At 67.4% G+C, this 21,824-nt stretch carries 30 protein-coding genes and 1 tRNA gene; 5 read left to right on the plus strand and 26 right to left on the minus strand.

The features are described 5' to 3' along the window. Positions 1-42: 42 nt before the first annotated feature. Together orn and ACYVIP_RS36625 are read left to right on the plus strand one after the other, a co-directional pair. Positions 43-648: an oligoribonuclease gene (gene orn, locus ACYVIP_RS36620; protein WP_460404926.1), complete on the plus strand. Its 606-nt coding sequence runs from the start codon at positions 43-45 to the stop codon at positions 646-648. Between the two features lie 65 nt (positions 649-713). Beyond that, positions 714-789 (plus strand) — tRNA-His (locus ACYVIP_RS36625). Positions 790-888: 99 nt separating this feature from the next. Here the strand turns inward: ACYVIP_RS36625 and ACYVIP_RS36630 are convergent. From ACYVIP_RS36630 to ACYVIP_RS36745, 24 genes are all read right to left on the minus strand, one after another. Next, entirely contained in the window at positions 889-2,307 is a 1,419-nt protein-coding gene (locus ACYVIP_RS36630; RefSeq protein ID WP_460404928.1) for a tyrosine-type recombinase/integrase, read from the minus strand. A 27-nt stretch (positions 2,308-2,334) separates the two neighbouring features. Continuing rightward, positions 2,335-2,655 (minus strand): helix-turn-helix domain-containing protein, encoded by a 321-nt coding sequence (locus ACYVIP_RS36635; protein WP_460404930.1) that lies wholly within the window; start codon positions 2,653-2,655, stop codon positions 2,335-2,337. Between the two features lie 15 nt (positions 2,656-2,670). After that, on the minus strand, positions 2,671-3,714 hold the full coding sequence (locus tag ACYVIP_RS36640; RefSeq protein WP_460404932.1) for an AAA family ATPase: 1,044 nt from the start codon (positions 3,712-3,714) through the stop codon (positions 2,671-2,673). After that, positions 3,711-4,658, minus strand: coding sequence for a deazapurine DNA modification protein DpdA family protein (locus tag ACYVIP_RS36645; protein WP_460404934.1), 948 nt, complete (start codon positions 4,656-4,658; stop codon positions 3,711-3,713). The genes ACYVIP_RS36640 and ACYVIP_RS36645 overlap by 4 nt, the downstream gene beginning before the upstream one ends. After that, positions 4,658-5,644 carry a bifunctional DNA primase/polymerase gene (locus ACYVIP_RS36650; RefSeq protein ID WP_460404936.1) on the minus strand — a complete coding sequence of 329 codons (987 nt, stop codon included), beginning with the start codon at positions 5,642-5,644 and terminating at the stop codon, positions 4,658-4,660. The genes ACYVIP_RS36645 and ACYVIP_RS36650 overlap by 1 nt, the downstream gene beginning before the upstream one ends. 74 nt (positions 5,645-5,718) lie before the next feature. Then, positions 5,719-6,483, minus strand: coding sequence for a hypothetical protein (locus ACYVIP_RS36655; protein ID WP_460404939.1), 765 nt, complete (start codon positions 6,481-6,483; stop codon positions 5,719-5,721). A gap of 44 nt (positions 6,484-6,527) precedes the next feature. Further along, on the minus strand, positions 6,528-7,313 hold the full coding sequence (locus ACYVIP_RS36660) for a DUF4417 domain-containing protein (RefSeq protein WP_460404941.1): 786 nt from the start codon (positions 7,311-7,313) through the stop codon (positions 6,528-6,530). Further along, positions 7,313-8,143 carry a hypothetical protein gene (locus tag ACYVIP_RS36665; RefSeq protein ID WP_460404943.1) on the minus strand — a complete coding sequence of 277 codons (831 nt, stop codon included), beginning with the start codon at positions 8,141-8,143 and terminating at the stop codon, positions 7,313-7,315. The genes ACYVIP_RS36660 and ACYVIP_RS36665 overlap by 1 nt, the downstream gene beginning before the upstream one ends. A gap of 497 nt (positions 8,144-8,640) precedes the next feature. Next, positions 8,641-9,306 (minus strand): HNH endonuclease family protein, encoded by a 666-nt coding sequence (locus ACYVIP_RS36670; protein WP_460404945.1) that lies wholly within the window; start codon positions 9,304-9,306, stop codon positions 8,641-8,643. Between the two features lie 239 nt (positions 9,307-9,545). Further along, on the minus strand, positions 9,546-11,777 hold the full coding sequence (locus ACYVIP_RS36675) for a zonular occludens toxin domain-containing protein (protein ID WP_460404946.1): 2,232 nt from the start codon (positions 11,775-11,777) through the stop codon (positions 9,546-9,548). A gap of 17 nt (positions 11,778-11,794) precedes the next feature. Further along, on the minus strand, positions 11,795-13,078 hold the full coding sequence (locus ACYVIP_RS36680) for a hypothetical protein (protein ID WP_460404948.1): 1,284 nt from the start codon (positions 13,076-13,078) through the stop codon (positions 11,795-11,797). Further along, positions 13,075-13,584 (minus strand): protein kilB, encoded by a 510-nt coding sequence (locus tag ACYVIP_RS36685; RefSeq protein ID WP_460404950.1) that lies wholly within the window; start codon positions 13,582-13,584, stop codon positions 13,075-13,077. Before ACYVIP_RS36685 ends, ACYVIP_RS36680 begins: the two co-directional genes overlap by 4 nt. Positions 13,585-13,710: 126 nt before the next feature. Next, entirely contained in the window at positions 13,711-14,133 is a 423-nt protein-coding gene (locus tag ACYVIP_RS36690; RefSeq protein ID WP_460404952.1) for a hypothetical protein, read from the minus strand. After that, the gene (locus tag ACYVIP_RS36695; protein ID WP_460404954.1) at positions 14,130-14,345 is read right to left on the minus strand and encodes a hypothetical protein; all 216 of its coding nucleotides are present in this window, start codon (positions 14,343-14,345) and stop codon (positions 14,130-14,132) included. Before ACYVIP_RS36695 ends, ACYVIP_RS36690 begins: the two co-directional genes overlap by 4 nt. Continuing rightward, positions 14,342-14,503, minus strand: coding sequence for a hypothetical protein (locus ACYVIP_RS36700; RefSeq protein WP_460404956.1), 162 nt, complete (start codon positions 14,501-14,503; stop codon positions 14,342-14,344). The genes ACYVIP_RS36695 and ACYVIP_RS36700 overlap by 4 nt, the downstream gene beginning before the upstream one ends. Continuing rightward, positions 14,503-14,970: a hypothetical protein gene (locus tag ACYVIP_RS36705; RefSeq protein WP_460404958.1), complete on the minus strand. Its 468-nt coding sequence runs from the start codon at positions 14,968-14,970 to the stop codon at positions 14,503-14,505. Before ACYVIP_RS36705 ends, ACYVIP_RS36700 begins: the two co-directional genes overlap by 1 nt. Beyond that, positions 14,963-15,661 carry a hypothetical protein gene (locus ACYVIP_RS36710; protein ID WP_460404960.1) on the minus strand — a complete coding sequence of 233 codons (699 nt, stop codon included), beginning with the start codon at positions 15,659-15,661 and terminating at the stop codon, positions 14,963-14,965. The genes ACYVIP_RS36705 and ACYVIP_RS36710 overlap by 8 nt, the downstream gene beginning before the upstream one ends. Continuing rightward, positions 15,658-16,161, minus strand: coding sequence for an NUDIX domain-containing protein (locus tag ACYVIP_RS36715; RefSeq protein WP_460404962.1), 504 nt, complete (start codon positions 16,159-16,161; stop codon positions 15,658-15,660). Before ACYVIP_RS36715 ends, ACYVIP_RS36710 begins: the two co-directional genes overlap by 4 nt. Next, entirely contained in the window at positions 16,158-16,547 is a 390-nt protein-coding gene (locus tag ACYVIP_RS36720; RefSeq protein WP_460404964.1) for a hypothetical protein, read from the minus strand. The genes ACYVIP_RS36715 and ACYVIP_RS36720 overlap by 4 nt, the downstream gene beginning before the upstream one ends. Beyond that, positions 16,544-16,957 carry an RRQRL motif-containing zinc-binding protein gene (locus tag ACYVIP_RS36725; RefSeq protein ID WP_460404966.1) on the minus strand — a complete coding sequence of 138 codons (414 nt, stop codon included), beginning with the start codon at positions 16,955-16,957 and terminating at the stop codon, positions 16,544-16,546. The genes ACYVIP_RS36720 and ACYVIP_RS36725 overlap by 4 nt, the downstream gene beginning before the upstream one ends. Next, positions 16,954-17,358 carry a hypothetical protein gene (locus ACYVIP_RS36730; RefSeq protein WP_460404968.1) on the minus strand — a complete coding sequence of 135 codons (405 nt, stop codon included), beginning with the start codon at positions 17,356-17,358 and terminating at the stop codon, positions 16,954-16,956. Before ACYVIP_RS36730 ends, ACYVIP_RS36725 begins: the two co-directional genes overlap by 4 nt. After that, complete coding sequence (locus ACYVIP_RS36735) at positions 17,355-17,804, minus strand: Pycsar system effector family protein (RefSeq protein ID WP_460404970.1); 450 nt, start codon at positions 17,802-17,804, stop codon at positions 17,355-17,357. Before ACYVIP_RS36735 ends, ACYVIP_RS36730 begins: the two co-directional genes overlap by 4 nt. 20 nt (positions 17,805-17,824) lie before the next feature. After that, the gene (locus ACYVIP_RS36740; RefSeq protein WP_460404972.1) at positions 17,825-18,100 is read right to left on the minus strand and encodes a WhiB family transcriptional regulator; all 276 of its coding nucleotides are present in this window, start codon (positions 18,098-18,100) and stop codon (positions 17,825-17,827) included. A gap of 68 nt (positions 18,101-18,168) precedes the next feature. Beyond that, positions 18,169-18,480 carry a hypothetical protein gene (locus ACYVIP_RS36745; RefSeq protein ID WP_460404974.1) on the minus strand — a complete coding sequence of 104 codons (312 nt, stop codon included), beginning with the start codon at positions 18,478-18,480 and terminating at the stop codon, positions 18,169-18,171. Between the two features lie 121 nt (positions 18,481-18,601). Between ACYVIP_RS36745 and ACYVIP_RS36750 the strand changes: the two genes are divergently transcribed. Further along, positions 18,602-19,366 carry a GntR family transcriptional regulator gene (locus ACYVIP_RS36750; RefSeq protein WP_460404976.1) on the plus strand — a complete coding sequence of 255 codons (765 nt, stop codon included), beginning with the start codon at positions 18,602-18,604 and terminating at the stop codon, positions 19,364-19,366. Positions 19,367-19,422: 56 nt separating this feature from the next. Next, positions 19,423-19,911, plus strand: a complete 489-nt coding sequence (locus tag ACYVIP_RS36755; RefSeq protein ID WP_460404986.1) for a GNAT family N-acetyltransferase — start codon at positions 19,423-19,425, stop codon at positions 19,909-19,911. A gap of 11 nt (positions 19,912-19,922) precedes the next feature. Here the strand turns inward: ACYVIP_RS36755 and ACYVIP_RS36760 are convergent, their stop codons facing one another. Further along, positions 19,923-20,132, minus strand: a complete 210-nt coding sequence (locus tag ACYVIP_RS36760; protein WP_460404978.1) for a GntR family transcriptional regulator — start codon at positions 20,130-20,132, stop codon at positions 19,923-19,925. A 629-nt stretch (positions 20,133-20,761) separates the two neighbouring features. Here ACYVIP_RS36760 and ACYVIP_RS36765 point away from each other — a divergent pair. Further along, positions 20,762-21,172, plus strand: coding sequence for a hypothetical protein (locus ACYVIP_RS36765; protein WP_460404980.1), 411 nt, complete (start codon positions 20,762-20,764; stop codon positions 21,170-21,172). 143 nt (positions 21,173-21,315) lie between these two features. Here the strand turns inward: ACYVIP_RS36765 and ACYVIP_RS36770 are convergent, their stop codons facing one another. Further along, positions 21,316-21,513, minus strand: a complete 198-nt coding sequence (locus tag ACYVIP_RS36770; RefSeq protein WP_460404982.1) for a hypothetical protein — start codon at positions 21,511-21,513, stop codon at positions 21,316-21,318. Between the last annotated feature and the right edge of the window lie 311 nt (positions 21,514-21,824).

A 21,824-nucleotide genomic window follows, 5' to 3' on the forward strand; every position in this document is an offset into this window, starting at 1 on the left:
TTCCGAGATCAAACGAGCGTACCCGGGCTAAGCTCCCTCGGTGTGACGGACAACCTGGTCTGGATTGACTGCGAGATGACGGGCCTCGACCTCGGCAGGGATGCCCTGATCGAGATCGCCGTACTCGTCACCGACTCCGAGCTGAACATCCTGGACGACGGAGTCGACGTGGTCATCCACGCCGAGGACGCGGTACTCGAGGGGATGCCCGATGTCGTGCGAGACATGCATGCCAGGTCCGGACTCACCGAAGTGGTGCGCCAGTCGACCGTGAGCCTCGCCGAGGCGGAGAAGCAGGTGCTCGACTACGTCCGCCGGCACGTGCCGGAGGCGGGGACCGCGCCGCTGTGCGGGAACTCCATCGCCACCGACCGGGGGTTCATCGCCAGGGACATGCCGGCGCTGGACACCCACCTGCACTATCGGATGATCGACGTGTCCTCGATCAAGGAGCTGTGTCGGCGCTGGTACCCGAGGGTGTACTACGCGCAGCCGGACAAGGGGCTGACCCACCGGGCGCTGGCCGACATCCGGGAGTCGATCCGGGAGCTGCGCTACTACCGGGGTACCGCGTTCGTGCCGCTGCCCGGGCCGAGCAGTGAGCAGGCCAAGGCCGTGGCCGACGGGCTCAGCGGGGCCAACCAGTAACCGATTGCGGGGCCGGGTGGGGCGCACGTTACGATGTTGTCCGCCGCTGTTTCCCGGCGGCGATGGTGGGTGTAGCTCAGCTGGTAGAGCACCTGGTTGTGGTCCAGGATGTCGCGGGTTCAAGTCCCGTCACTCACCCCAAGAAAACACCAGGTCAGGGCCTCTCCGCTCAGTTGAGCAGGGAGACCCTGACCTTGAGGTGTCCGATTCTGGGAGCGAAATGGGAGCGGGCTCCCCGGATCAGGCTCCTTGGTGATCGCGCAGAAGCCTGTCCAGGACGGGCACCGATGAACGTGGCGAGATCCGCAGCCGTTCGGTGAGAGACTGCTCCCACAGCGCCTGTAGCACGTCCTTGAGCATCGCCCGCATGCTCTCGCTGACGTGGCTGTACACGCCCCGCATTCCGGACACCTCGTGCCCCATCCGTTCTGCTTGGAGCGGGTAGGGAACGCCTGTCTCGTCCATCCAGGTCTGATGCCCGTGACGCAGCCCATGGGGTGTCAAGCCCGGCCGGATGGCAAGCCATGACGCGAAGCTGGTCGCATCTGCCGGACGTGGTCTCCCCCGGCCAACAGGTGGCTGGTAGGTCGGCTCACGCGCGTCAGCGAACGGCCACGGCGGTACCAGCTTGCCCGGCCATGGGTGCGCGTAGTCGACGAGTACCGGCATCTTGTCCCGCTTCCGGCGCCCATTCCTTTCCGGGTAGTAGCCGTCAGCCGCAGGGCGAAAGACGCGCGCACCGTAGTTCGACCGTCGCAAGTGTCCGCCTCTCGTGCCAAGAAAGACGAACTCGGCCCCGGTGCACCATTGGATATCCGGGTCCGCACCGTTGGGGAGCTGACACGTACAGCTGGAACCTGTCGTTGTTCCAAGGTGAGCAGCCAGAAGCTTACTCAGGAACGTTGGCAAGTCGACAGTGCGCATGGACCCATCCTTGGGACGACCTGAGTAGAATTGTCCGTCCAGCTCGTAGAGCTTCCAGTCGATGCCGAGCACGTCTCCCCGAACACAGTTGGGAGCAAGCCCGATAGCTTCACTCCATCGCATTCCGGTGTATGCGATCGTGATGGACAGGACGAAGTCCAGATCGTTTCCGGTCAGCGCGGCAGCGCGCTCGGCGAGGATTAGCGCCTGAAATGGTGATGGCCAAGCCTTCTCCTGCTTTTCGAGCCGCGCTATGCGACTCCGCCCCTTCCTCCCCTTACCTCGTTGTCGTTCCGCAGGGTTACTCGGAATGTGACGGGGGATTGCGTCCGCGAGAACCGTCGTGAGCGTTGAACGCGCACCTGCCGCCGTTCGTTGCGAAAGGCCACTTGCCCTGAGCGCCTTCTCCCACTTCGCAACCTCCTGGGCGGTGAGCGAGTTCAACGCGCGACCACCGAACTCTGGCAAGATGTGATACTCGATCATGTAGCGGTAGTTGCTCAACGTTGTAGGCTCTAGGTCCAACGACGGAAACCACTCGTTGACCCACGTCGCCAGCGCGATATTGCCAGCGCGCGGGTCAACATAGGTGCCATTCCGGATCTCTGCTTCACGATCCTGTCCGTAGTTGACGGCATCTTTCTTGCTCTCGAAGCCCGACAGGCCGTCAAGCGTGCCGTCCGGCGAGCGCCAGCGAGCGCGCCACGCATTTCCGCGCTTTTCCGCGTATGCCACGGTTGATACGTTCCTTTCGTCGACCGATCAGGCGGCCCGTGTCCGGTGACGCGCCTGGAGCGGAGTCGCTTTCTTGCCTGTGGGCTGGGTTCCCCGACGCATCGCTATACGTGGTGTGCTTATCACCACCGTGCTCGGATCAGGCTCGAAAATGTGCACGATTTCGTGGAGATGGGCGACTGAGAAGCGGTAGCTGCCACCGAGCAGGGTGAATGGGACCTTCCGTGCAGCTGCTTGCCGTTCGAGCCAGCTTTTGCGCACCCTGAGGATGTCCGCAGCCTCATCGGTGGTGTACAGGACCGGAAGGTCAGAGTGACTGGTCCTGGTGGGTGTCACTGGGGGTGTCACAGGTGTTCTCCCTGGTCAGAGGGTGTGGAGTGACGGTGTGACAGGTGTGACAGCGGTGACGTCCTGGTGGGTGTCACTGGCCTGGTCGATCGGGTGGTAGGCGCCGCCGGGGGTGGCTTTGACCTGGCCTTTTTCTGCCATGCGGGCGAGGGTTTTGCGGATCGTCGACGCCGGTATGTCGGGTAGGGCTTTGGCGAGTTCGACGGGTTTGCTGCCGGGGTAGTCGCGGATCAGGCGGAGGAGCAGGCCGCGGGTTTCGCTGACTTCGTAGTCGGAGGCGGGGCCGTCGAGTTTGGTCCAGGCACCGGATTGGGGGTCGAAGCTCATGGCGTAGTCGGCTTCTTCGACGTCGCGGCCGGTGACGTGCAGAACGCCGTCTGCTTGGCCGCGTGAGCGTTCCAACACCAACGTGGCGTCTACGGCGCCCATCAGGCCGTTGGTGCCGGACACGAGGTCTTGCCAGTCGTCGGCGCCTTGTTTGCGGACGTGGTGGATGAGCAGGATCGGGACGCCGTAGGTGTCGGCGATGACCTTGAACCTGGTCGCGGCGGCGTAGTCCCCGCCGTAGGCGGACACGCCGGGTGCGTCCCGGCCCCGCATTTTCTCGTAGGTGTCGATGATGACCAGCCGGGCCCCTGGGCTCTGTTCGAGCCAGTCCACGATGAGCGCGTCCCCGCCCGCGGTCATGGTGGGGCAGGCGGTTTCCAGGGTGAGCAACGACGCCGCACGGCCCCCGGCGGCCAGCATTTGCCGCCTGCGGCGTTGAAGGCGCCGTCCGGTGTCTTCCAGTGCGCAGTACAGGACAGGGCCACGTTCGACGTCGATGGAGCCCAGCGCGGCATCGCCGTTGGCGATGTCCGCGCCGATCCCCAGCGACAGCCAGGATTTGCCGAGCTTCGGCGCACCCGCCAAGAGGTTCAGTCCTTCGCAGAGCAGGCCGGGAACGGCCCACCGCACGGGCGGGAACTCCTCGCGCATGAGTTCGGTGTCGGTCCATCGTGTCCGCCTGCTCGGTTGCGGCGTCACCGGATGCAGGCCCCGTCCGGGTGTGGCGGTCATGCGGCATCTCCTGTGGTGTTCCACAGCGCCAACTGCCGAACGTCACGGCTCTGGGGTTGGCTCGCGGACCGGCCTGTTCGGGTAGCTGCCGCAGCTGCGCGTGCGGTGGTGCGCCACCGCAGACTGAAGGGCAGGCAGTTGGCGCAGTTCTGGGCCGGGTGATGCGGCCCAGGCTCACAGCCGGGCATCAGGCCATGCGCGAGTTCGAGCTTGATGGCGCGACGGTGGTGTTTGCGCGCTGTGTCCGACCATGCCATCGAGTCCGCCGATGCCAACAGTCGCCGGTGCTGCTCGAGCCCTTGGAGCTTGAACCCAAACCCGTGTAGCCGGGTCAGGCCACGATCGCGGAGTGCGGCGAGGATCTCGCCTGCCTCGCTGGTGTTCTGCCGGCGACACACACTGCCGACTCCCACCAGTGGCATGGTGGCCAGGTCGATGCCAGCGAGTTCCCGGTACAGGTCAACGCAGAGCAGGTAGTGCTTCACTCTCCAGCCCTGCACAACCGGCACCCAGGGCAATGTCGGGTCCAGTCGCACCAAGGTCGCGTAGTTCGCGACCGTCATCATCAGGTGCAGCCGGATCAGGTCCTCGTGGCTCAACCGCCGGCCCGGGTCAAGGAACTGGCGGGTGCCCACGAACTTCTCGCGTCCGTACTGGCCGCCGTAAATGATCGGCGGCTCACACATCGAGTCCTGCGGCGCTGCCCACAACAGGTGGCCGATCTCGTCGCGATAGCGACGCACCCGCGCCACATACTCCTCTGGGGTGACCGTCCACCGGCCGTGGTACTGCAACTCGGAAAACCCACCCGAGTCCAATGCCCACGACGCCACTGCCCGCGGCAGCGTCTTGTAGGCCCGCAGGCGCACGTCCGACACGAACAACGGCACACCCGCCCGCGCCAACCAGCCCGGCTGATGGGTGCCCAACAGGAACGCCACCATCAGGCCACCTGCCGGGGCCGGTTACGGCCCTTGGCAAGTCCGGATCGGATGGTGGCTCTCGCTTGCTGTTCGGTGTAGGCACCGACCGCGAGATGCCGACCGGCCGCGGTGAGCAACACGGCCTCGTGCTCCTGCTCGGTTAGGGCGCCACCGGCAACGAGCTGTCCAAGCGCGGACGACGCGACAAACAGGCAGGCGTTGCGCTGCCCCTTGGGCGCGGTATGGACGCGTTCGCACTCCATCCGGATCGCGGCATCCAGGTAGCGGGACCGACCAACCCTCGCCACCACCGGATGTTCGGGTGGCGCGGGGAGCGGCGCCGGCCGCAACAGGTCGGTGAGCCACCTCGGGAGCGGCGCCGGGTCCCGGTCAGCGGTGACGGTGTAGATGGCTCCGTCCACGATGGAACCAGGGGCCACGATGTAGCCGCCGTGCGCGCGGGTGTCGACCCGCCACCCGATCCCGTTGCCCTTGTCGCCCTCGGTGTTCCGCAACTGCACCCCGACGGGCGCTTGGAAGTACAGGTGCACCCCGCCGGACGGGGTGGCGGCGGTGAAGGTGTCCCACGGCACGGGTTGGCCGTGGCGGTCGGCGAGCACCGCGAGCACGTCTTGTCCGTCCCGCACCCCGGGCACGTTCCACGGGTCCGGGGGCAGTTCGCCTTTGGCGGTGTCGAGGTCCACCACGACCAGACCCGATGGGCCGGTCGCGATACCGACGTTGAACGGGCCGGCCGACCAGGCAGCCCGGATGCGATCGGGGTCGGTGGTGGCGCGCTGCTCCCACCCGGCGTGCCCGGCCACGCACGCGCCGGTTCGCGGGCACCGGTCGACCCGGTGCAGCGCCGGCAGCTTCGTGCCTGACCGCAACGGGAACACGTGCCAGCCGCGTGACGCGGCTTGCAGCGCGGCAGTGAGCAGATCGGTACTCCGGTCACGAGGGGCCGGTACGGGATCGGGTGTGGCGACCAGGGTTGCCGTGGTCATGGCGTGTCCCTCCACAGTGGAGTCAGTACGTGAACCGAGCAGGCACGGGCCGGGCAGGCGCCCGGGTTGTTCGGTCATGTGCGTCGGGTGTTGAGGGCGTCGGTTGCGCGCTGGACGGCGTCGCGGATCTCGAAGTAGCCGGTGTCGCCGGTGCTTTCGTGGCGCATGGACCGGATGCGTCGAACTTCGTCGGGCAGGAAGCTGGCGCGGACACGACCCGCGGCGACGCCTTCGGCGAGATCCCTGATGCGGTCCAGTTCGGTGGGGTCCGCGCGCACCATGGGGATCTTGTGCAGGTCGTTGGCGAGCTGCCGCAACGGTTCCGGTGTGCTGGCGGGAAGTTGCGGTGCTGGGGTGGCGGGTGCGTCCATCCGCATGATCGCCACGTCCAGGCTGCGCCTGGCTTGGCTGTCCTCGGGTAGCCGGTCCCGCACCTGCTTGTAGGCGTCCAGTCCTTCCTGTGCGGTGAGCTTGCGGCGAACCACGTCGGTGGCCAGGCCACCGAGCACGTTGGCGAGGGGTTGTCCGTCGACCTCCATCCGCGTGTCGGTCCCCATCCTGGCCAGCGCGGACCCGATCACCCCGTCCTCGTGATAGGCGACCGGCGCGGCGTCGTCGAATCCGCCCCACTTGTTGTCCAGCAGCGGCGCGTCCGACATCGCACCGGACACCGGAGACGGTGACGGCGTCTCCTCCGGACTCAGCTCAGGCTCGGTGACCGCGTCCGCCTGGTCGTGGTCCTGCTCGGTTGGTGGCGGCTGCTCCGGGAGTTCGGGCGACACCACGTCCGGGTCCGCGGCTTGCGCTTCGGCCGGGTCCGGCAGGAACGTGTCCTGCACGCGGATTATCTGCCGCGAGCTGCCAGCACTGCCTCGTCCGCCCATCACGCACCACCCCCCGCGCCGCCCGCCTGCTCGGTTCGGGCACCGGCCCGTTTGCGCGCTCGTTGGGTTTCGTGGTTGGCCCACCGGGTCGGGTAGTAGCGGACCTCGGTGCCGGCCGGCGTCAGCGCGGTGGCGGTGTTGGGGAGTTCGCGTCCGTACACCAGCACGGTGGCCGGGTCGAGGTGGTGGAGCATCGCGGTGTAGCCGTCGACGAACCGCGCGCGGGTGTCGGTGTCCGCGCGGGCAATGCCCACGGTGGACACGGCCACCGTCGACCGGGTTGGGATGCCGGCGAACGCGAACGCGAACGAATCCGGTGTGGACCAACTGACGGTGGGGATGACGGCGACGCCGTGGTGAAGCAGCCAGGCGCCACACCAGCGGGACCGGTAGACCTGCCAGAGCTGCATCGCCAGCGGCATCGTCGTCCACAGCGAGAAGTCCGGCGTCAGGGCGCCACCGACCCGTTGGCACCGGGACAGCCCGCGCTCTGGTTTCGACCAGACGGTTTCGAACCGGTAGTCGTCCAGGAAGAAGTGCACGGCGGTGCGCGGATCTACGGTGGCCCACGGGTCATCCGACCAGCGCTCGACCCCGGCCCGGTCGTTGTAGGCCACCAACCGAGCAGGCACCCACCGGGCGGCCGGCAGGGCCGGGATCCCCCACAGGTTGTCCGACTCGAACACAGCACGAAGGTTGAGCTTGTCCCAGTTCCCCGGGACCTCGGCCCACCGGTGGCTGGTCTTCGTGGCGTCCAGTGCGAACACCTCACGGGTCGCGGTCATCAGGCATCACCCCGCTCGTCCCGCGCGGTGCGGCGCGGCGTCACGTCCCTGCCGTCAATGACGATGCGGCCGTCGCCGATGACGTCGACCGGCCCGGTATCCCTGCGACGCCGGGCAGCGCGACGTTGCGCGTCGCGCGCTGCTCGCGCCCGAGCCCGGCTCGCAGCCGCGCCGCGGCCCCGGTTCTCGGGGCGTGGACGGGGTTCGTCGGACGTCACGTCCCCCACAACCCCGGGGTTGCCGTCTGGGCTGGAGGTGGAGATGTGCACCGGACCCTGCGGAGAGACAAGGGTGAGGTTGTCTTCACCGCTCACCGGCCCGACCCCACCATCACGACCGGCGGCCCGCCGCTTGCTGCTGGGCGTCCCGTCCCCGTCTTCGGGTTGCTGGTCGGCCGGTGAGCGGAAGACGAAACCGATCTGGGCGGAGACGTGCTCGTTCCCGCTGGCGACGTTGCGGCGGTGCGTGCCACCCTGTCGCGGCGTGTCGTGTCCCGCCGTGTCGCCGTGGTCGCGCGCCATGCGCGCCGCGCGATCCGCCCACCGAGCCGCACGCATGACGGCGTCGTGGACGCCGTCCTCAACGGTGGTGTCGCTGGACCGGATCACACCGTGTTGTTCGCCGACCGTGGCGCCCGCCCCCGCACTGTTGACGTTGACCATCCCCGGCACGGTGTCTGGGCCGTGCTGGTGTGTCGTGTCCCCCGCCTGATCGGTGGAAACCCGAGCCAGGCGCTCGGCCGCGGCGGCCACGCGCTGTTTCGCGTTCCTGATGCGCTCCGGGTCCTGGGCGTAGGTAGCTGCCCGCAGTTCAGCGGCAGCGCGCTGCACAGCACGCTGAGCCGACGCACGGTCGCGTGAGCCGTGACTGGGACACCGACGTCCGCCCTCACCTGATGAGCGACACATAGCTTCTCCCTTTCTCACTGTCCACAGTGGATGTCAGAGCGCCGGGGGTTCCTCACCGTTGGTGCCCGGGATGCGGGTTTCGTAGGCGCTACACCGCTCGCACCACCGGGTCTCACACGCGCAGCGACCGGCGGCAACTGCCGCAGGGGTCATAGCCAGTGCCCGATGACTGGCCACGGCGCCACGACACCCGCAGCGGATCCACCCCCGCCAGTCGCATCCCTCGGTGGCACAAGCCTCGCGGGCGACGCACTGATCACAACGGGCGTGACCGTCCGGACGGACGTCCCATCCGAGATCACCAAAGCACGCGGTCGCGTCGGCGATGTTCTCGAAGTGCAGGCCACCGACGCCATCAAGCTCGAGGTCGGACCAGCACGTGTCGCACTGCACCGTGATGCAGGTGTGGTGAAGAAACATCAGGACGTCCGCCGATCGCAGGTGGCGAGCATCTCGGCGAGCGCGGCCCGTTCGGCCGGGTCGACCGACAGGCCGTAGGTGTCCTTTGTGGTCACGTAGCGGGTGGCGTAGTCGCACCACACCGCGCGGTTGGGTGGCTGCCACCGCCCGGGGTCGTCGTCGCCCTTGCTGGTGTTGGACTCGGCGGACGCGGCCACGAGGTTGTTCGTGTCGTTGTAGAACTGCTCCCGCTGCCGCCCGGTCCAGCCGGCCGCCCCGGACCGGGCGGCTTCGGCGAGCGGTACGCGGTGGTCGATGTGCACCCGCGACGGGTCCCGCAACTCGGCGCCGTCGTAGGGACCGACCCAGCACGCCGGCCCAACCGGCGCGTCGGGGCAGACCGGGCGGCAGTCCGGGCCGGGTGTGGTTCCGGTGCCCTGGTCGGTGAGTACCAGTTCGCGGGTGTCGCAGCCATCGCCGTGGGTGGCCCAGTCGCCCCACTGGTCCCGTTCGTAGACGGCGGTGGTGTCCTCGGGACGAATCGGCAGCGCGGCCAACGCCGGGACCGGGTCACCGGACAGGGCCGGGGCGGTCTGTGCGGTGGTCGCGGGCAGGCAGGCCACCGCCAGCGCCGCAATCACGGCGATGGTCAGCGCGGCAGCGCGGGTCTGATTGGTGCGGGTCACAAGACCTCCAAATGACTACTATCTGTGACTGTTGTTGGGTGTGGTGAAGACAGGGAGGGAGGCACGGGGCGCCTCGAATTCCCTGGTTTGTGGGTGTTATGGGTGGTCAGCGGGGTGCGGGTCCCTGCCTCCCTGACGGCTGGTTCGTGCTGCTCAGGTCCAGGGAGGCAGGGGCAGGGAGGTGGTCAGGGAAAACTCCCTGACTTTCGGTGCCTCCCTGGCTTCCTCCCTACCCTTTCTCAGCTCTCCTCACCCGCGATTTCGTCACGGACGGTGATCGCTTCGTGGATGCGGGCAGCGCTGATCTGCATGGCGCCGTCGCTTTTGTAGGGGGCCGCTTCGTGGTCGGTGAGGTAGGCCGTGAGAGTGCGGGCGTTCCAGTCCTGGTAGGTGGACCGGTGCTGTTCGACCAGGCGTTGCAGCACGTCCATCGTCTTCATACGGGTCGCGTCACCCAGCACCGCGGCAATGTCGATGAGCGGGTCCCGCGGCGGTTCCCGGTCGACGTCGACCGTGGCGATGCCGCGCTGGTCACGCAGCTGCATCGCGCGATCGGTGACGCGGTGCGCGTCGGCCTGGCCCACGTAGAACGTCCGCAACAACCCGGGTTTTGCGGTGAAACCCCGCTGCATGCACGTGCCGACGTCACCGGGGCCTTCGTCGGTCTTCGGGGTCAATCCCACGGCGGAGATCCCGGCGCGGTAGGAGCCAGAGCCAAGTACGGCGTCGTTGGCCTGGTGGTCACCGATGGCGTAGCAGGCCTTGTTCGAGGCGATGGAGATGAGCTTGCGTGGCAACGCATCCTTGCTGGGTTCGGGGGTGAGGAATAGCAGGGTGATGGCGTACTTGCGGGCACTGGACATCAGCTTCGAGGCGACCTCGATCGCGGCCGCGCCGTGCTTGCCGATGAACAGGTTCTGGCACTCGTCGACGACCAGCACCCGAGGGCGCAGCCGGGCGTCTTTCTCGGCGAGGTCCCTGGTCACGGCACGTGCGTCGTGTTCCTTGAGTGCCTGGCCCCGCACGGAGATCTCCTCGTACAGGGCACCGAGCAGGGTCAGGCAGGCGTCCACGGTGTCGTCGTCGACACCGGTGGTCAGCGACCGCAGACGTCGTTCCATGGGCTCGTAGTCGGCGTTCTCGGCCATCACCACGACGTCGATGTCCACCAGCGGGTCCAGCATCGCACCAAGCAGGATGGTGATGGCCATAGTGGACTTCCCAGAGCCCATCATGCCGCCCAGCACGTAGTTCGCCTCGAACAGCCGGGCCTTGACCACGTCGCCTTTTACCGTCACCCCGACCGGCACACCGGTGAAGTAGTCGCAGGTCGCGGCGTCGGTCCCCAGGTCGGCGAGCAGCGGCCACGGGTCCACCGGCCCGGACAGAGCACCGGGTTTGGCTACCCACAGGTCCAACATGGACGGTTGCGGTTCGGTGGGCCACACCTCGTTCGGGAACCGAACCAGGTTGTGGGCCAACATGTTCTTGCGTTTCACGATCTCCTCGACCGTGCACGCCGGGGGCAGATCGAGCTGCGCGCGCCACCCCTTCCCGTCGATCACCGGGGGCATGCGGAACCGGACCCGCCACCCTTCCTTGAGCGCACGCTGGAAGCCGGGGATGTTCAGGTTCTTCAGGGCGTTGACGATGGTGTTCTCGTCGGGCAGCGCGTCCATCACGTTCCCCGCACCGGGGTCGGGGACCGACAACCAGGCCGGCACCTCCGCATGCTTACGGCCCTGGCTGTACAGGTAAAACAGGGTCGCGGCGGTGCCACCGAGGATGAGGAACATGCCGTAGGCGGTGACGAACCACACCGCGAACGCGACCGCGTCCAGCACCGCGGAGATGGGGCCGATGACGTCGGCGAACTCACCGGTGTTGATCGCGGTGATCACACCAATGACCAGCAAGAACAGCGCGAGACCGACGATGGCCAGGGTGCCGTACTTGATCCACAACCACGGGTTGAGGAAGGCCATCCACGCCATCACGCGATCGTGGCGACGCTGCTTCTCGGCCGTGTCGGCTTCCTGCCAGTACCGCATCGCTTCCTGGTCGCCTGCGGCTTCGGCGGCGCGCATCTGCCGTTCGTAGCGGCCGACACCGTGCGCGTCGCGCCACCGGTGCCACACGATCCCCGCCCCGGCCACCGGGTAGGCGAGCACGTGCCGAACCGCGGTCTTCGTGCGGGCATGGGTGAACACTGTCTTCGCGCCCCGGTACACGGTGACCGCGTCGCGCCGGTACCCCTTGTACCGCTCGATCGCGGCGGCCTTCTGCCGCGCGTTGTACTCCTGCGCGGTGACGATCTCACCTTCCAGCACCTGGTCCGCAGGCTCAACCGACCTCGACTGCGACACCTCGATCGCGGTCGGTCGATCGAGCCGCCGGGCGGGCAGGAACCGCACGTTCGACACCTCTGCGTCGCCGTCGCTGTTGCCGGGGTGATTCGGGTCGTTGCTCATGGCTGGTGTCACCTCGATCAATGGTTCGGGCGGTAGGAGTCACGAAGCTCACGAGCACGCGTCGGGGAGCAGTGCAGAGCACGGCGAATCGACTCCGCCGACGTCGGGTCAATCGAGGACGGGTCGGCCTCGATCGCGGCGTACAGCTCGGTGCGCAGATCCTCGATCGATCGAGCCGCCCGCGACGGTTCCCGCTTCGCTTCCCGGCGCGCCGATCGGGGCGTCTTCCGATCCGACGTCGCGCGATTCGATCGGGTCGATTTCCGCTGGCCGGCCGGCCGATCGGCCCCACGATCGGAGTCGGGACCGGTGTCGCGGTTGGGGTGGTCTAGCGTACCGATCCCGCCCCCGGCGTCCTCGGTCGCGCGGGTCGACCCGGCGGCCGGATAGGGGTCGACGGTGTTCAGCAGTGCGGCCAGCTCGTGGTCCAGGGCATCCAACTCCCGGGACGGCATGTCCTGGGGATCGGGTGTCGAGATCGGGGCGAGGCGGGGTGCGCGCCACGGCGCCAGTCGGGACCGGGTGAGCCGGTACTGGCCAGGCCGGAACAGCAGCCGCGGTTCGCCGGTCTGGTCGATGTCGGCGACCGTGGCCCGAAGCGCAGCCCGCCGAACCCGGGTCACCGTCGCGGCCGTGCGCCGCTGGATTCGGGCCGTGTGCCTGGCGACGCGGGATCGGCGCGGCGCGGCGGTCACCAACTGGTGGGCCGCCACACCCGCCACCGACGCGACCGCCATCACCACACCCGCCGTCACCCCAGCGCCCAACGGGCCGGTGACGGCGCCATGCAAGAAGTTCAGCCCGGCGGCGACCGTGGCGAACGACCACACTCCAAGCTGCAACGCCCACACCGGACGATCCCCGCCGTCCTGCGCGTTGCGGTGCCGAACCAGGTGCACCGCGATCGCGAACGCCCACATCCCCAACTCGGTGATGATCGGCAGGGCGTAGCCGGCCGCCGTGCCGTACACCTCGTGCCCGAACGCGGCCATCGCCGGAACCGCCATCACCGCCGACACCACCGCCAGCGGGTAGATCAGCAGATCCACCACATGCGCACCACACCACCCGAGCAGGCGCGCACGACGCGCCGCGCGCCGGACCCGCGCTTCGGTGTTGCGCTGCTCCTGGTCGGCCCGGTGAGCGCGTTCCGCAGCATCCCGCTGCTCACCCATCGCCCGCGCCGCGTCCACCTGGGTCTGGGTACGGATCGCCTCGACCTGAGCCGCCGCGACCCGGTCCTGACGTGCTTGCTCAGCCTTGGCGGCGTCGTTGAGGCGCCGCTGTTCTTGCCAGGTCACCGTGCACCCCCGACCGGTCGACCGTCCACACGGGACCATTCGTTCCTGGTGAAGACCTCGGCCGCCTGCACCATCAGGGCATCAAGTGCGGCGACCGCGTCAGCGCGGCGGGTCTCCAACATGGAGTCGTCTCCGGCGGCCTGCATCGCCCAGATCGCCTCCGTCACCGCCTCCGCCGCGGCGGTGAACCTCGGTGCCAGGATCTTGACCGTCACCAGCCGAGCGGACACCACCGACCACGTCTCGTGCGCCACCGCCACCGCGTCCGACACCGTTCGCTCATCGTCCATCGTGAGCTGTTGGCGACGCGCGACCCACGTCGACCGGCGGTGCGCGGCCAACGCCACCGCCAGCGCGGTCACCGCCGTCAACGCCTCATCCCGGCGGGTTTCCCGCCGCGACTCCCGGCGTTGCACCCGAGCAATCAACACCTGCGCCACGGTGGCCAGCACACCACCCGCCAGCGTGCCGGCGACCGCGATCACACTGGACCCAACCCCGGTCATGACGCCCCCTTCGGCTGCTGGCCGGCCTTCTGGTCCTGCTCGTTCAACTCGCGGACCTTCTCCAGAACCTCGGCCCAGTGGGCGTTGCAGGTACCGCCCTCTAGACATGAGACACACACGTCCATGTCAGTGATCTCCCTTCACCCGAGCAGTTCCGTCCACACCCGACTCCGGCACCGAGTCCCGCTCACCGGACGCGGTGTCGGTCCCCGCCGCGGTGGTGCTGCCGGCGCGGATCGCGGCCTGCTCACGGGCCGTGCGAACCGCCTGCACCGACCAGCCCGCACCGACCGCGGCCGACACCAGCCACAACCACGGCGACACCGACACCGCCACCGCGGCCGGGACCGCCACACCCGTGATCTCCGGCAGATGCCATCCGAGCCACGAGGCCACCCGCGTGGCCCGATCCGGCACCGGCGTCGCCACCGGCGCGACCCGACGCATCACCAACTCCGAACCCACCACCCGCGCCACGGTCTCGTTCTCCACGGCCTCGGTGTCCAAGGCGTCGGTGTTGTCCACGGTGTTCTTTGCGTGCTCGTTCATCGCATTCCTTCCCCACCAACAGGTCCTGGCCCCGGCCCGGACACAGCCGACGTCACCGCACGATCCACACGCGACATAGCGCCGTCCAGCACCGCCGTCAGCAGCAGCACCGGCAACCGCACGAGGTGCAGCAGCACGAACACCAGCAACGCCAGCGTGAACCGCAGCAGCGCCCACGTCCCGAACCGCGCCAACACATCCGTCGCGCTCATCGCCGACCCGCCTTCTTGGCCGCCGTGCACGCCGCGCACTTCTCGGTCTTCCACGTCGCGGAGCGCGACGTACGGAACGTCTGCCCGCACAAGGTGCGGAAGGTCCCGTCCCACCAGCTCCGCGTGCCCAGGTGGCCGAGTTCCTTCGTCGCGCTCATCACGACACCGTCCCGGGGTTTGTCAGAGCCAGGAACGCCTCCGTGGACTCGTAGACCGTCGCCGTGTCCGCCGGGTCCCGGTCGGTGCGCGCCTCGTCCACCTGGCGGAGCAGCTCGTTGATCGCGTCGTCCGCGGCGTCCCGCTCCGCGGCCAGCTGCTCCGCCAGGGCGGCGGTGTGCTCGGTGACGATCTCCGCGACCAGCACCGCGAGATGGTCCAGCCGGACCATCAGCCGCCCCTGGCCGTCGAACGACAGGAACCGGTGGCTACGGCTCGTGAGCAGCGCCTGCACCGCATCGACCGACACCGGGGCCACCGTGGGCCTGCTCGGTTCGGGTTTCTTGACTACCATGAGGTTCTCTCCACTTCCAGTGCTCTGGTGGTGGTTGGGAACCCCGACCCGGCGGGGGTTCTTGGCGGGATTCACCGCCGGGTCGGGGGTGCTCGACACCAGTCCGTCAGCCACGGTGATCACCGGCCTGATCAGCACGCGTCGCGCGCTGCCGAAGCAGTTCATTCATCGCGTCGACCGCGGCGTCCCGCTCCGCGTCCAGCTGCTCCTGCGGCAACGCGGAGCGCTCGGAGACGAGGTCCGCGACCATCACCGCAAGGTGGTCCAGCCGGACCGGCAGCCCCTCGTCCGCAAGCGCCGGCCCCCGGCGGGCACGGCGGGAGCGGGGACGCTCCGCGGCGAGCGCGCGGGACGCGGCCTGCCGCAACACCCGCTCCAAACCCACCGACACAAGACGCAAGTGTTCGAGAACTGTGTGATCGGGCGCCTTCCGCAGCGCGTAGGTGGCCTGCACCGCCGCGTCTGCCCACTTGGCCAGGTCCGGGAGCAGGATCGCGACCGTGGACAACGGAGCCGTGATCGCCGCACGGGTCACCCGGACAACGGCCCGAGCGTCCCGCAGAGCGTCCTCATCCGCACCGGACAACCGCAGGTCTTCCCGATCCCGCATCGCGCCGCGGTGATCGGCCAGCGCCGACAACAACGCGGTCACCGCGCCCAACGCTTCCGAACGCCGGTCCGCCTCACGGGTTTCACGCCGCGCCACCCGAGCCGTCCGGGCCTGCACCACACCGGCCAACAGGCCACCCAACAGCGTGCCCGCGACAGCGACCACGCTGGCCCACAACGAAACCGTCCCGCTCATCGGCGCGTCCGCTCATCCGCTGCGTTGCGGAACGCGGGCGCCACCTGCTCGTGATGGGCACTCTTGGCGGCGTACCGGTTGGCGGCGTTGACGACGATCTGCCGGTGGTCGAACGCCAACGACAGCGCACCGGACCGCACCTCACTGACCGGTACCCACCGCACGGCACGGGCGTCATCCCCAGCACGAGCCGGGACCATGCGTGCGAACACACCAACGAACGGCACCGACACCACCCGCCCCCGCGGGTCCCGACCCGGCGCGTCGTACACACCCACCAACCCCAACCGAGCAGGCGCAAGCAATCCGGTCTCCTCAGCCAACTCACGCCGCGCGGCCTGCTTGAACGTCTCACCCTCATCGACGTAGCCGCCGGGAAGCGCCCACCATCCCGGGTACGCGTCACTGCCCTCACCGCGCTGGATCACCAGCACATGCAGAAGACCGGCATCGTCGGGAGCGAACAGCACCACATCCGCCGTCAAGTCCACAGTGGTCATGCCGCACCGCCCGACATCGCGAACCGGTTGGCCCACTCGACCATCACCGTCACCGGGTCACGCCACGACGTGGCCGGGTCAGCGTCAAACGCGCGGGCCACCGCCACCGCCGTGGCCTGGTCGGCGCAGACCACTGGAAACCGCACGGACAGGTCCCCGTCCACCCGGGCCGGTGACCACCGGGTGAAGTCCAAACACACCTCACCGTCCACGCCGGTGCGGATCGCTGGTGTGATCGCGAGACCAGCACCGATCGGGAGCAACAGGGCCGGGAACTCGACCGTGGATCCATTGGGCAGAGCGATGATCAGAGTCAGCGTGGTGACAAGCACGCCACCGGGACGCGCCACGGCGACATAGCCATCCATCTTGATGTACGTACTCATGCAGCAATCTCCCCGTACTCAGTAGGGTTCGCCTCGGCGGCAGACACGCAGGGCCAGCAACGGCGACCGAACGACGGAGGCAGCCGGAACTCCCAGCGCCGCCCGCAGTTGGCGCAGGTGCGCAACACGTGCTCCGCGCGGCGCAGCGCAGCCAGTTGGCCGGTGGTCGCGCCAGGCGACGCCACCGCGAGTTCACGCCGATACAGCGCCGCCCACCGGCGACCCTGCCGCCACACCAGTTGTGCGGCAACGGACTGCCGGCCCGGACACAGCCCGGCCGTCCGCAGCTGGCGCCGCGTCGCCAAACCCGGTGGCGCGTCACGAAACCCGAACGTCGGCAGTCCGTTCTCGACCCGGCCCGGCCACCACTCCCCCGACCACGGCAGCCTCACCACTCCAACCGCGGTCACGACGCCACCGCCAGCGCATCCGCAGCCAGCTCGTCCGCGAGCGCCACGGCAACGGCGGCCGGAAGAAACTGGTGCTTGGTGCTGAGCGTCATGCCGTGTGCGGCGAGCACTCGGCCGGCGACCTCAGTCGGCACGCGCTCGACAACGCACCATTCGATGCCCGCACGAGTCGCGTACACCACCTGCACCGCGGAACCGTCCTCAACGTCCCACACCACCGGGCGCACCCCGGTCGACACCGAGTCCGTGAGCCACCGCACCCACCAACGGGCGTCCGCCGTCTCGGTGCGTACCGTCACAGCCCCAGCGCGAACGTCCACGCCGTGCAACGGCAGACCCTGTTCGTGGGTCAACTGCACGATCGCGTAAAGCGTGTCATCCAACGTGATCGTCGCGCTCATGCCGACACCGCCGTTGCCAGCAGCGACAACACGAGCGTGGCCAAACCGGTCAGCAGCAGCACCACCGCGACACCGACCCGCCGATACTTCGCCCGCGCGATCCGCGCCACCACACACAGCTCGTCCGCCGCGCTCACCACACGAGGCGCGTCGTCGCCGTAAGCCCGCAGCAACGTGGACGGACCCACCGTCGCCGCGTACAACCACGAACCAGGCACCGGGTGCCGGTTCAGCCGGGGCCGGATCGCGAGCAGCAGCAACACCACACTCGCGAACACCTGCGTCAGCGACACCCACAACAGGACGGCGCCGGCACCGGTCACGTCCTGACGCGTGGACAACGCGATCACACCCGCCAGACCGACACCCGTCAACGACAGCAACGTCGTCGCCTTGGTATCCGCCCGCCGCGCCGCGTCGTCCGCCTGCTCACGCGTCGTACTCAAACCATCAGGAAGCGCCGTGCTCATGCCGCCGCCTCCCCGGCAACATCCGCACGCCGGTTCGCGACGCGACGCAGCTGCTGACGCTCCAGCGAACTCGTCGCGCCCCACACACCCGTCAGCGCCGGCCGCGCCACCGCGTACCGCAAGCACTCAGCGACCACCGGACAGGACCGGCACACCGCCTTCGCCGCACGCGCGTTGGCGCCGTCCTCCGGAAAAAACGCCTCCGGATCGGTCTGCGCACACACCCCGCGCCGGATCCAGTCCGTACCGGACCGGTCACCAAGGTCGAACAACGCCCACAGCGAATCCGGCCGGCCCCGGCCACCAGCCCGGTTGGCACGAGGGCGAACAGCCCGCCCCGTCACGCCACACCACCCGTGGTACCGGCCACCACGTTCGACTTCCCCGAACCCAGCAGACCGGCACACAGCACGTTCGCCCTGAGCAACCGCGACGCATCCCGACGACGCGCCCGACGCGCCGCACGGGCCAACGCCACGGTGTCCAGCGCCGGACCGACGATCACACCCACCTGGTGCGCGTCCATCGCGTCCTGCGTCGCCGTAGCCAAAAGCTCCAGGTCAGACAAATCCGCGTCGTCGGCGAGAGCTTGGTCAGACGCGTAGTTCCCCAGCTCAGCGGGCCTGTTCATGTCAGTAGGCAGGCGCTTCACCTGATATCCTCCTGTCGTTGCAGTGATGCTTGTAGTACTTGTTACTACAGGTTCGGTCATGAATGTAGCTACAGGCATGATGGGTGTCAACACCCGGCCTCACATCCACCCAGAGGGAGCAATGGCCAGCGAACCGCTCCACAGCACCGTCGCCGCCGACCTGCGGAGATCCATCAGCGAAGGCAAGTACGAACCAGGTCAGGCCCTGCCGTCCGAGGCTCAGCTCGAAGCGAAGTACGGCGTGAGCCGCGTGACCGTCCGTCGCGCGCTGCTCACGTTGGAACAGGAAGGTCTGGTCGCCGCTCGAGCAGGCCGGGGACGCGTAGTGCGTGAACGCCGCGACATGGTCTACCGACCACAAGCGGATGAAGAGCCCCGGCGATCCAAGACGATGGACCGCTTTATGGCATCACTCACCGAGGAAGGTCGAAAACCTACACAGTCCATTGAAGTACAAATTGAGAGTGCCGACAAGCTCGTCGCCGATCGATACGGCGTGCCGCAAGGGACATCCATGGCGGTACGCAAGCGAGTGCGTAGCATCGACGGTGAGCCGTTCAACATCAACGACACCTATTACCTATTGGACATGGTTAAAGACACGCCCATTATGAGTCCCACTGATATTCCAGAGGGCTCCAATGCCGTAATCACTCGCCTGATAGGTCGAGAGGTCCGAGCGCTGGACGAATACTATATTCGAATGCCAAAGCCGGAGGAATCAGAACGACTCGCACTGTCGACAGGTACACCAGTCGCTGTGCATTACCTCACGGGCTTTACGGCGGACGATCATATTAGCCGAGTTGAAAAATATGTCCTACCGGGAGACCGGCACATCATCGTTTACGAGCGTGAGCATCCTTCACAGGATGACACAACGTGACCACAGGGCACCTGCGGCGAGCACAGGGCAAGGACGACGTTCGAGCCGTGGTCGATATGTGGTCTGAGGCAGCAAAGCGACTGGCGAAACGCGGTCTTGACCAATGGCAATATCCAGTAAAGGTGCACAATGTTCAAGCTGCTGTCGACGCCGGTACATGCTGGCTAGCCACCGACTCATTCGGGGGCATTATTGGAACTATTACCGTGGACAGAAATGCAGAGGCCGGTTTGTGGTACCCAGAGGATAAACCACAGGACTCTCTCTACCTTCACCGAATGGTCACGAAACCACGCATAGCCGGCCAAGAACTCGGGTCGGCACTAATGGACTGGGCAGGACGACGGGCGATGGCCGACAAACTGAGTTGGATTCGACTCGACGCGTGGCGCAACAATCAAGGGCTCTGGAACTACTACCTCGATCGCGGATTCGAACTGGTGCGGGTTGTTGCCGACCCGACCGGGTCCGGCGCTTGCTTCCAACGACCGGCGCACATGCAACTCTGTCGGGGTCCGAAGGTGGTCGAGTTGAGCCAGCCTTGACGCGGCAGCGATCACCGTTCGCGCACGAAGGTGCCCCGGCCGTGCACCACGACAACCAGGTTGTCTTGGCGCAACTCCGCGACAGCTCGCCGAACAGTAACTCGGGCCACGCCGTAGATCTCGGCCAGCTCCAGCTCCGATGGCAACCGCGAACCTGGCGGCAGGTCGCCCGACTGGATGCCGGCCACGAGGTCGTCGGCGACCTGACGCCACACCAACACGGCTGAGTCATGTTGGATGCGCTCAGCGCGGGACGACCAGGACACGATGTGCAATGTAGACACACTACGACCTGCGGAAACAATATGAGAGGTCCCATAAGGTCTTAAGAGGTATTACGCTGACCTGCATGGATGCAGACTCAACCGTGCCACCTTCTGCGCAGCTGCGATGGTTGGTCTCCTGGGACGACCGCATGCACGCGTTCGGGCGGGAGCAGTTCCGCAGGGAGGTCTCCGTTACGGCCCTGTGCCAACACGTCGCCCAAGCCTCGACCGTGTACGCCGGGCAGGCTCAGCAGTGTCTTGGGTGCCTGGTCGTACTTGGTTCGGATGCCAGCTGGCGGTGAACGGCTCGACAGCAGCCGGGGCAGCTGTGACAGCCGCCTTACCTGTCCTGGCCGTCACAGCTGTCACAGTGTCACTCCACACGCCCTGAACTGGGGAAACAGCTGTGACAGGTGTGTGACACCCCCGCTGGCCAAGAGTACGGAGCCTATGTCACCGAGGTCGACGACGCTGAGGTGAGGTGTCCCGGCGCCGGAACCCCCCAGTGCTCACGTTCCTGAGCGACTGCAACCCCACTCGGACGGCGGCTCCACCGCTGCGGCGGCACCGCCGATGATTACCTCGTGGACAACCAGTCAGCTCAGCCGAGCACTCGGGTGCTGACGGTCGTTGTCATCGTTTTGGCTGTGTTGACGGAGGCTGCGTCGGCTGTGTTGACCGTGCTGCCTTTCCAGTGGGCTATGGCGCCACTCGGCGGTCTGTACGCCGTGGTTGGCGGATTCGTGTGGCCGCTGGTGCTGCACGCTGTGGCAGTGGCGGCTGTGCTGCTGCTCCGCCGCGATTGCCACCGGGGCCAGGGCCGAGACTGGCATCGTCTTCGGTGGCTGTTCGTGGCTGCCGTGGGCACGATTGCGGGATTCACCGTTATCGGCTCTCTGGAGCGCCATGGGTTCGACCCGCTGGCGCTACTGATCACCGTGTTTGCCGGCATTGGTGGCCCCATCACCCTGCGGATGGCGCTGCCTCGCCCTTGAGGACCAGCGTGCCGGCCGGGTCGGTGACACCTCAAGAATCTGTCTCGGGTGTCACACCTGTCACAGCGTTACTCCACACGCCCTGACCTGCGGAAACAGCTGTGACGGGACAGTGACAACCTCGGGGTGCGCAGAAGCGCGGATCAGTCCTCGGACTCGTCCTCCGGGATCGAGAGGTTCCGGTCGGCGAGCAGCGCCTCAACAGCGCGCCTCAACCACTTCACATCGTCGCGGACCTCAACCACGGTGGTAACGATCGCGGTGACGTCTTCCTCGGTGCGCTGGGCGCGTGACTCCAGGCCACGTACCCGTGCCTCAAGGTCAGCGAACGTCGTTGCCATAGCCGAAGACCTTACCGTCTGCCCTCAACCGGCTGCGCGGAAGCGTTCCTACCGGGCCGGTGACACGTGCTGGACCTGTCCTAGGTGTCACACCTGTCACAGTGTCACTCCACGTGCCCTGACCTGGGGAAATAGCTGTGACAGGGCAGTGACACCGCGATCAGTTCAAGATCGCCCACTCTAATTCTGTGTCACAGGGTCACCGTGGCAGAGAGAGAACAAGAGGCTGTACCAAAGAGGGGGTGATCAACGGCGCACCCGCCAAGAGGTTCCAGTCCTTCGCAGAGCAGGCCGGGAACGGCCCACCGCAC

This window comes from Actinophytocola sediminis (genome assembly GCF_054779715.1).

Coding starts and splice junctions, on each gene's coding strand:
- ACYVIP_RS36755 (WP_460404986.1), top strand. CDS start 19,423: ATGTGGTCTGAGGCAGCAAAGCGACTGGCGAAACGCGGTCTTGACCAA.
- ACYVIP_RS36685 (WP_460404950.1), bottom strand. CDS start 13,584: ATGACCGGGGTTGGGTCCAGTGTGATCGCGGTCGCCGGCACGCTGGCG.
- ACYVIP_RS36675 (WP_460404946.1), bottom strand. CDS start 11,777: ATGAGCAACGACCCGAATCACCCCGGCAACAGCGACGGCGACGCAGAG.
- ACYVIP_RS36660 (WP_460404941.1), bottom strand. CDS start 7,313: ATGACCGCGACCCGTGAGGTGTTCGCACTGGACGCCACGAAGACCAGC.
- ACYVIP_RS36710 (WP_460404960.1), bottom strand. CDS start 15,661: ATGAGCGGGACGGTTTCGTTGTGGGCCAGCGTGGTCGCTGTCGCGGGC.
- ACYVIP_RS36750 (WP_460404976.1), top strand. CDS start 18,602: ATGGCCAGCGAACCGCTCCACAGCACCGTCGCCGCCGACCTGCGGAGA.
- ACYVIP_RS36695 (WP_460404954.1), bottom strand. CDS start 14,345: ATGAGCGCGACGGATGTGTTGGCGCGGTTCGGGACGTGGGCGCTGCTG.
- ACYVIP_RS36645 (WP_460404934.1), bottom strand. CDS start 4,658: ATGGTGGCGTTCCTGTTGGGCACCCATCAGCCGGGCTGGTTGGCGCGG.
- ACYVIP_RS36650 (WP_460404936.1), bottom strand. CDS start 5,644: ATGACCACGGCAACCCTGGTCGCCACACCCGATCCCGTACCGGCCCCT.
- ACYVIP_RS36770 (WP_460404982.1), bottom strand. CDS start 21,513: ATGGCAACGACGTTCGCTGACCTTGAGGCACGGGTACGTGGCCTGGAG.
- ACYVIP_RS36690 (WP_460404952.1), bottom strand. CDS start 14,133: ATGAACGAGCACGCAAAGAACACCGTGGACAACACCGACGCCTTGGAC.
- ACYVIP_RS36720 (WP_460404964.1), bottom strand. CDS start 16,547: ATGAGTACGTACATCAAGATGGATGGCTATGTCGCCGTGGCGCGTCCC.
- ACYVIP_RS36640 (WP_460404932.1), bottom strand. CDS start 3,714: ATGACCGCCACACCCGGACGGGGCCTGCATCCGGTGACGCCGCAACCG.
- ACYVIP_RS36730 (WP_460404968.1), bottom strand. CDS start 17,358: ATGAGCGCGACGATCACGTTGGATGACACGCTTTACGCGATCGTGCAG.
- ACYVIP_RS36715 (WP_460404962.1), bottom strand. CDS start 16,161: ATGACCACTGTGGACTTGACGGCGGATGTGGTGCTGTTCGCTCCCGAC.
- ACYVIP_RS36700 (WP_460404956.1), bottom strand. CDS start 14,503: ATGAGCGCGACGAAGGAACTCGGCCACCTGGGCACGCGGAGCTGGTGG.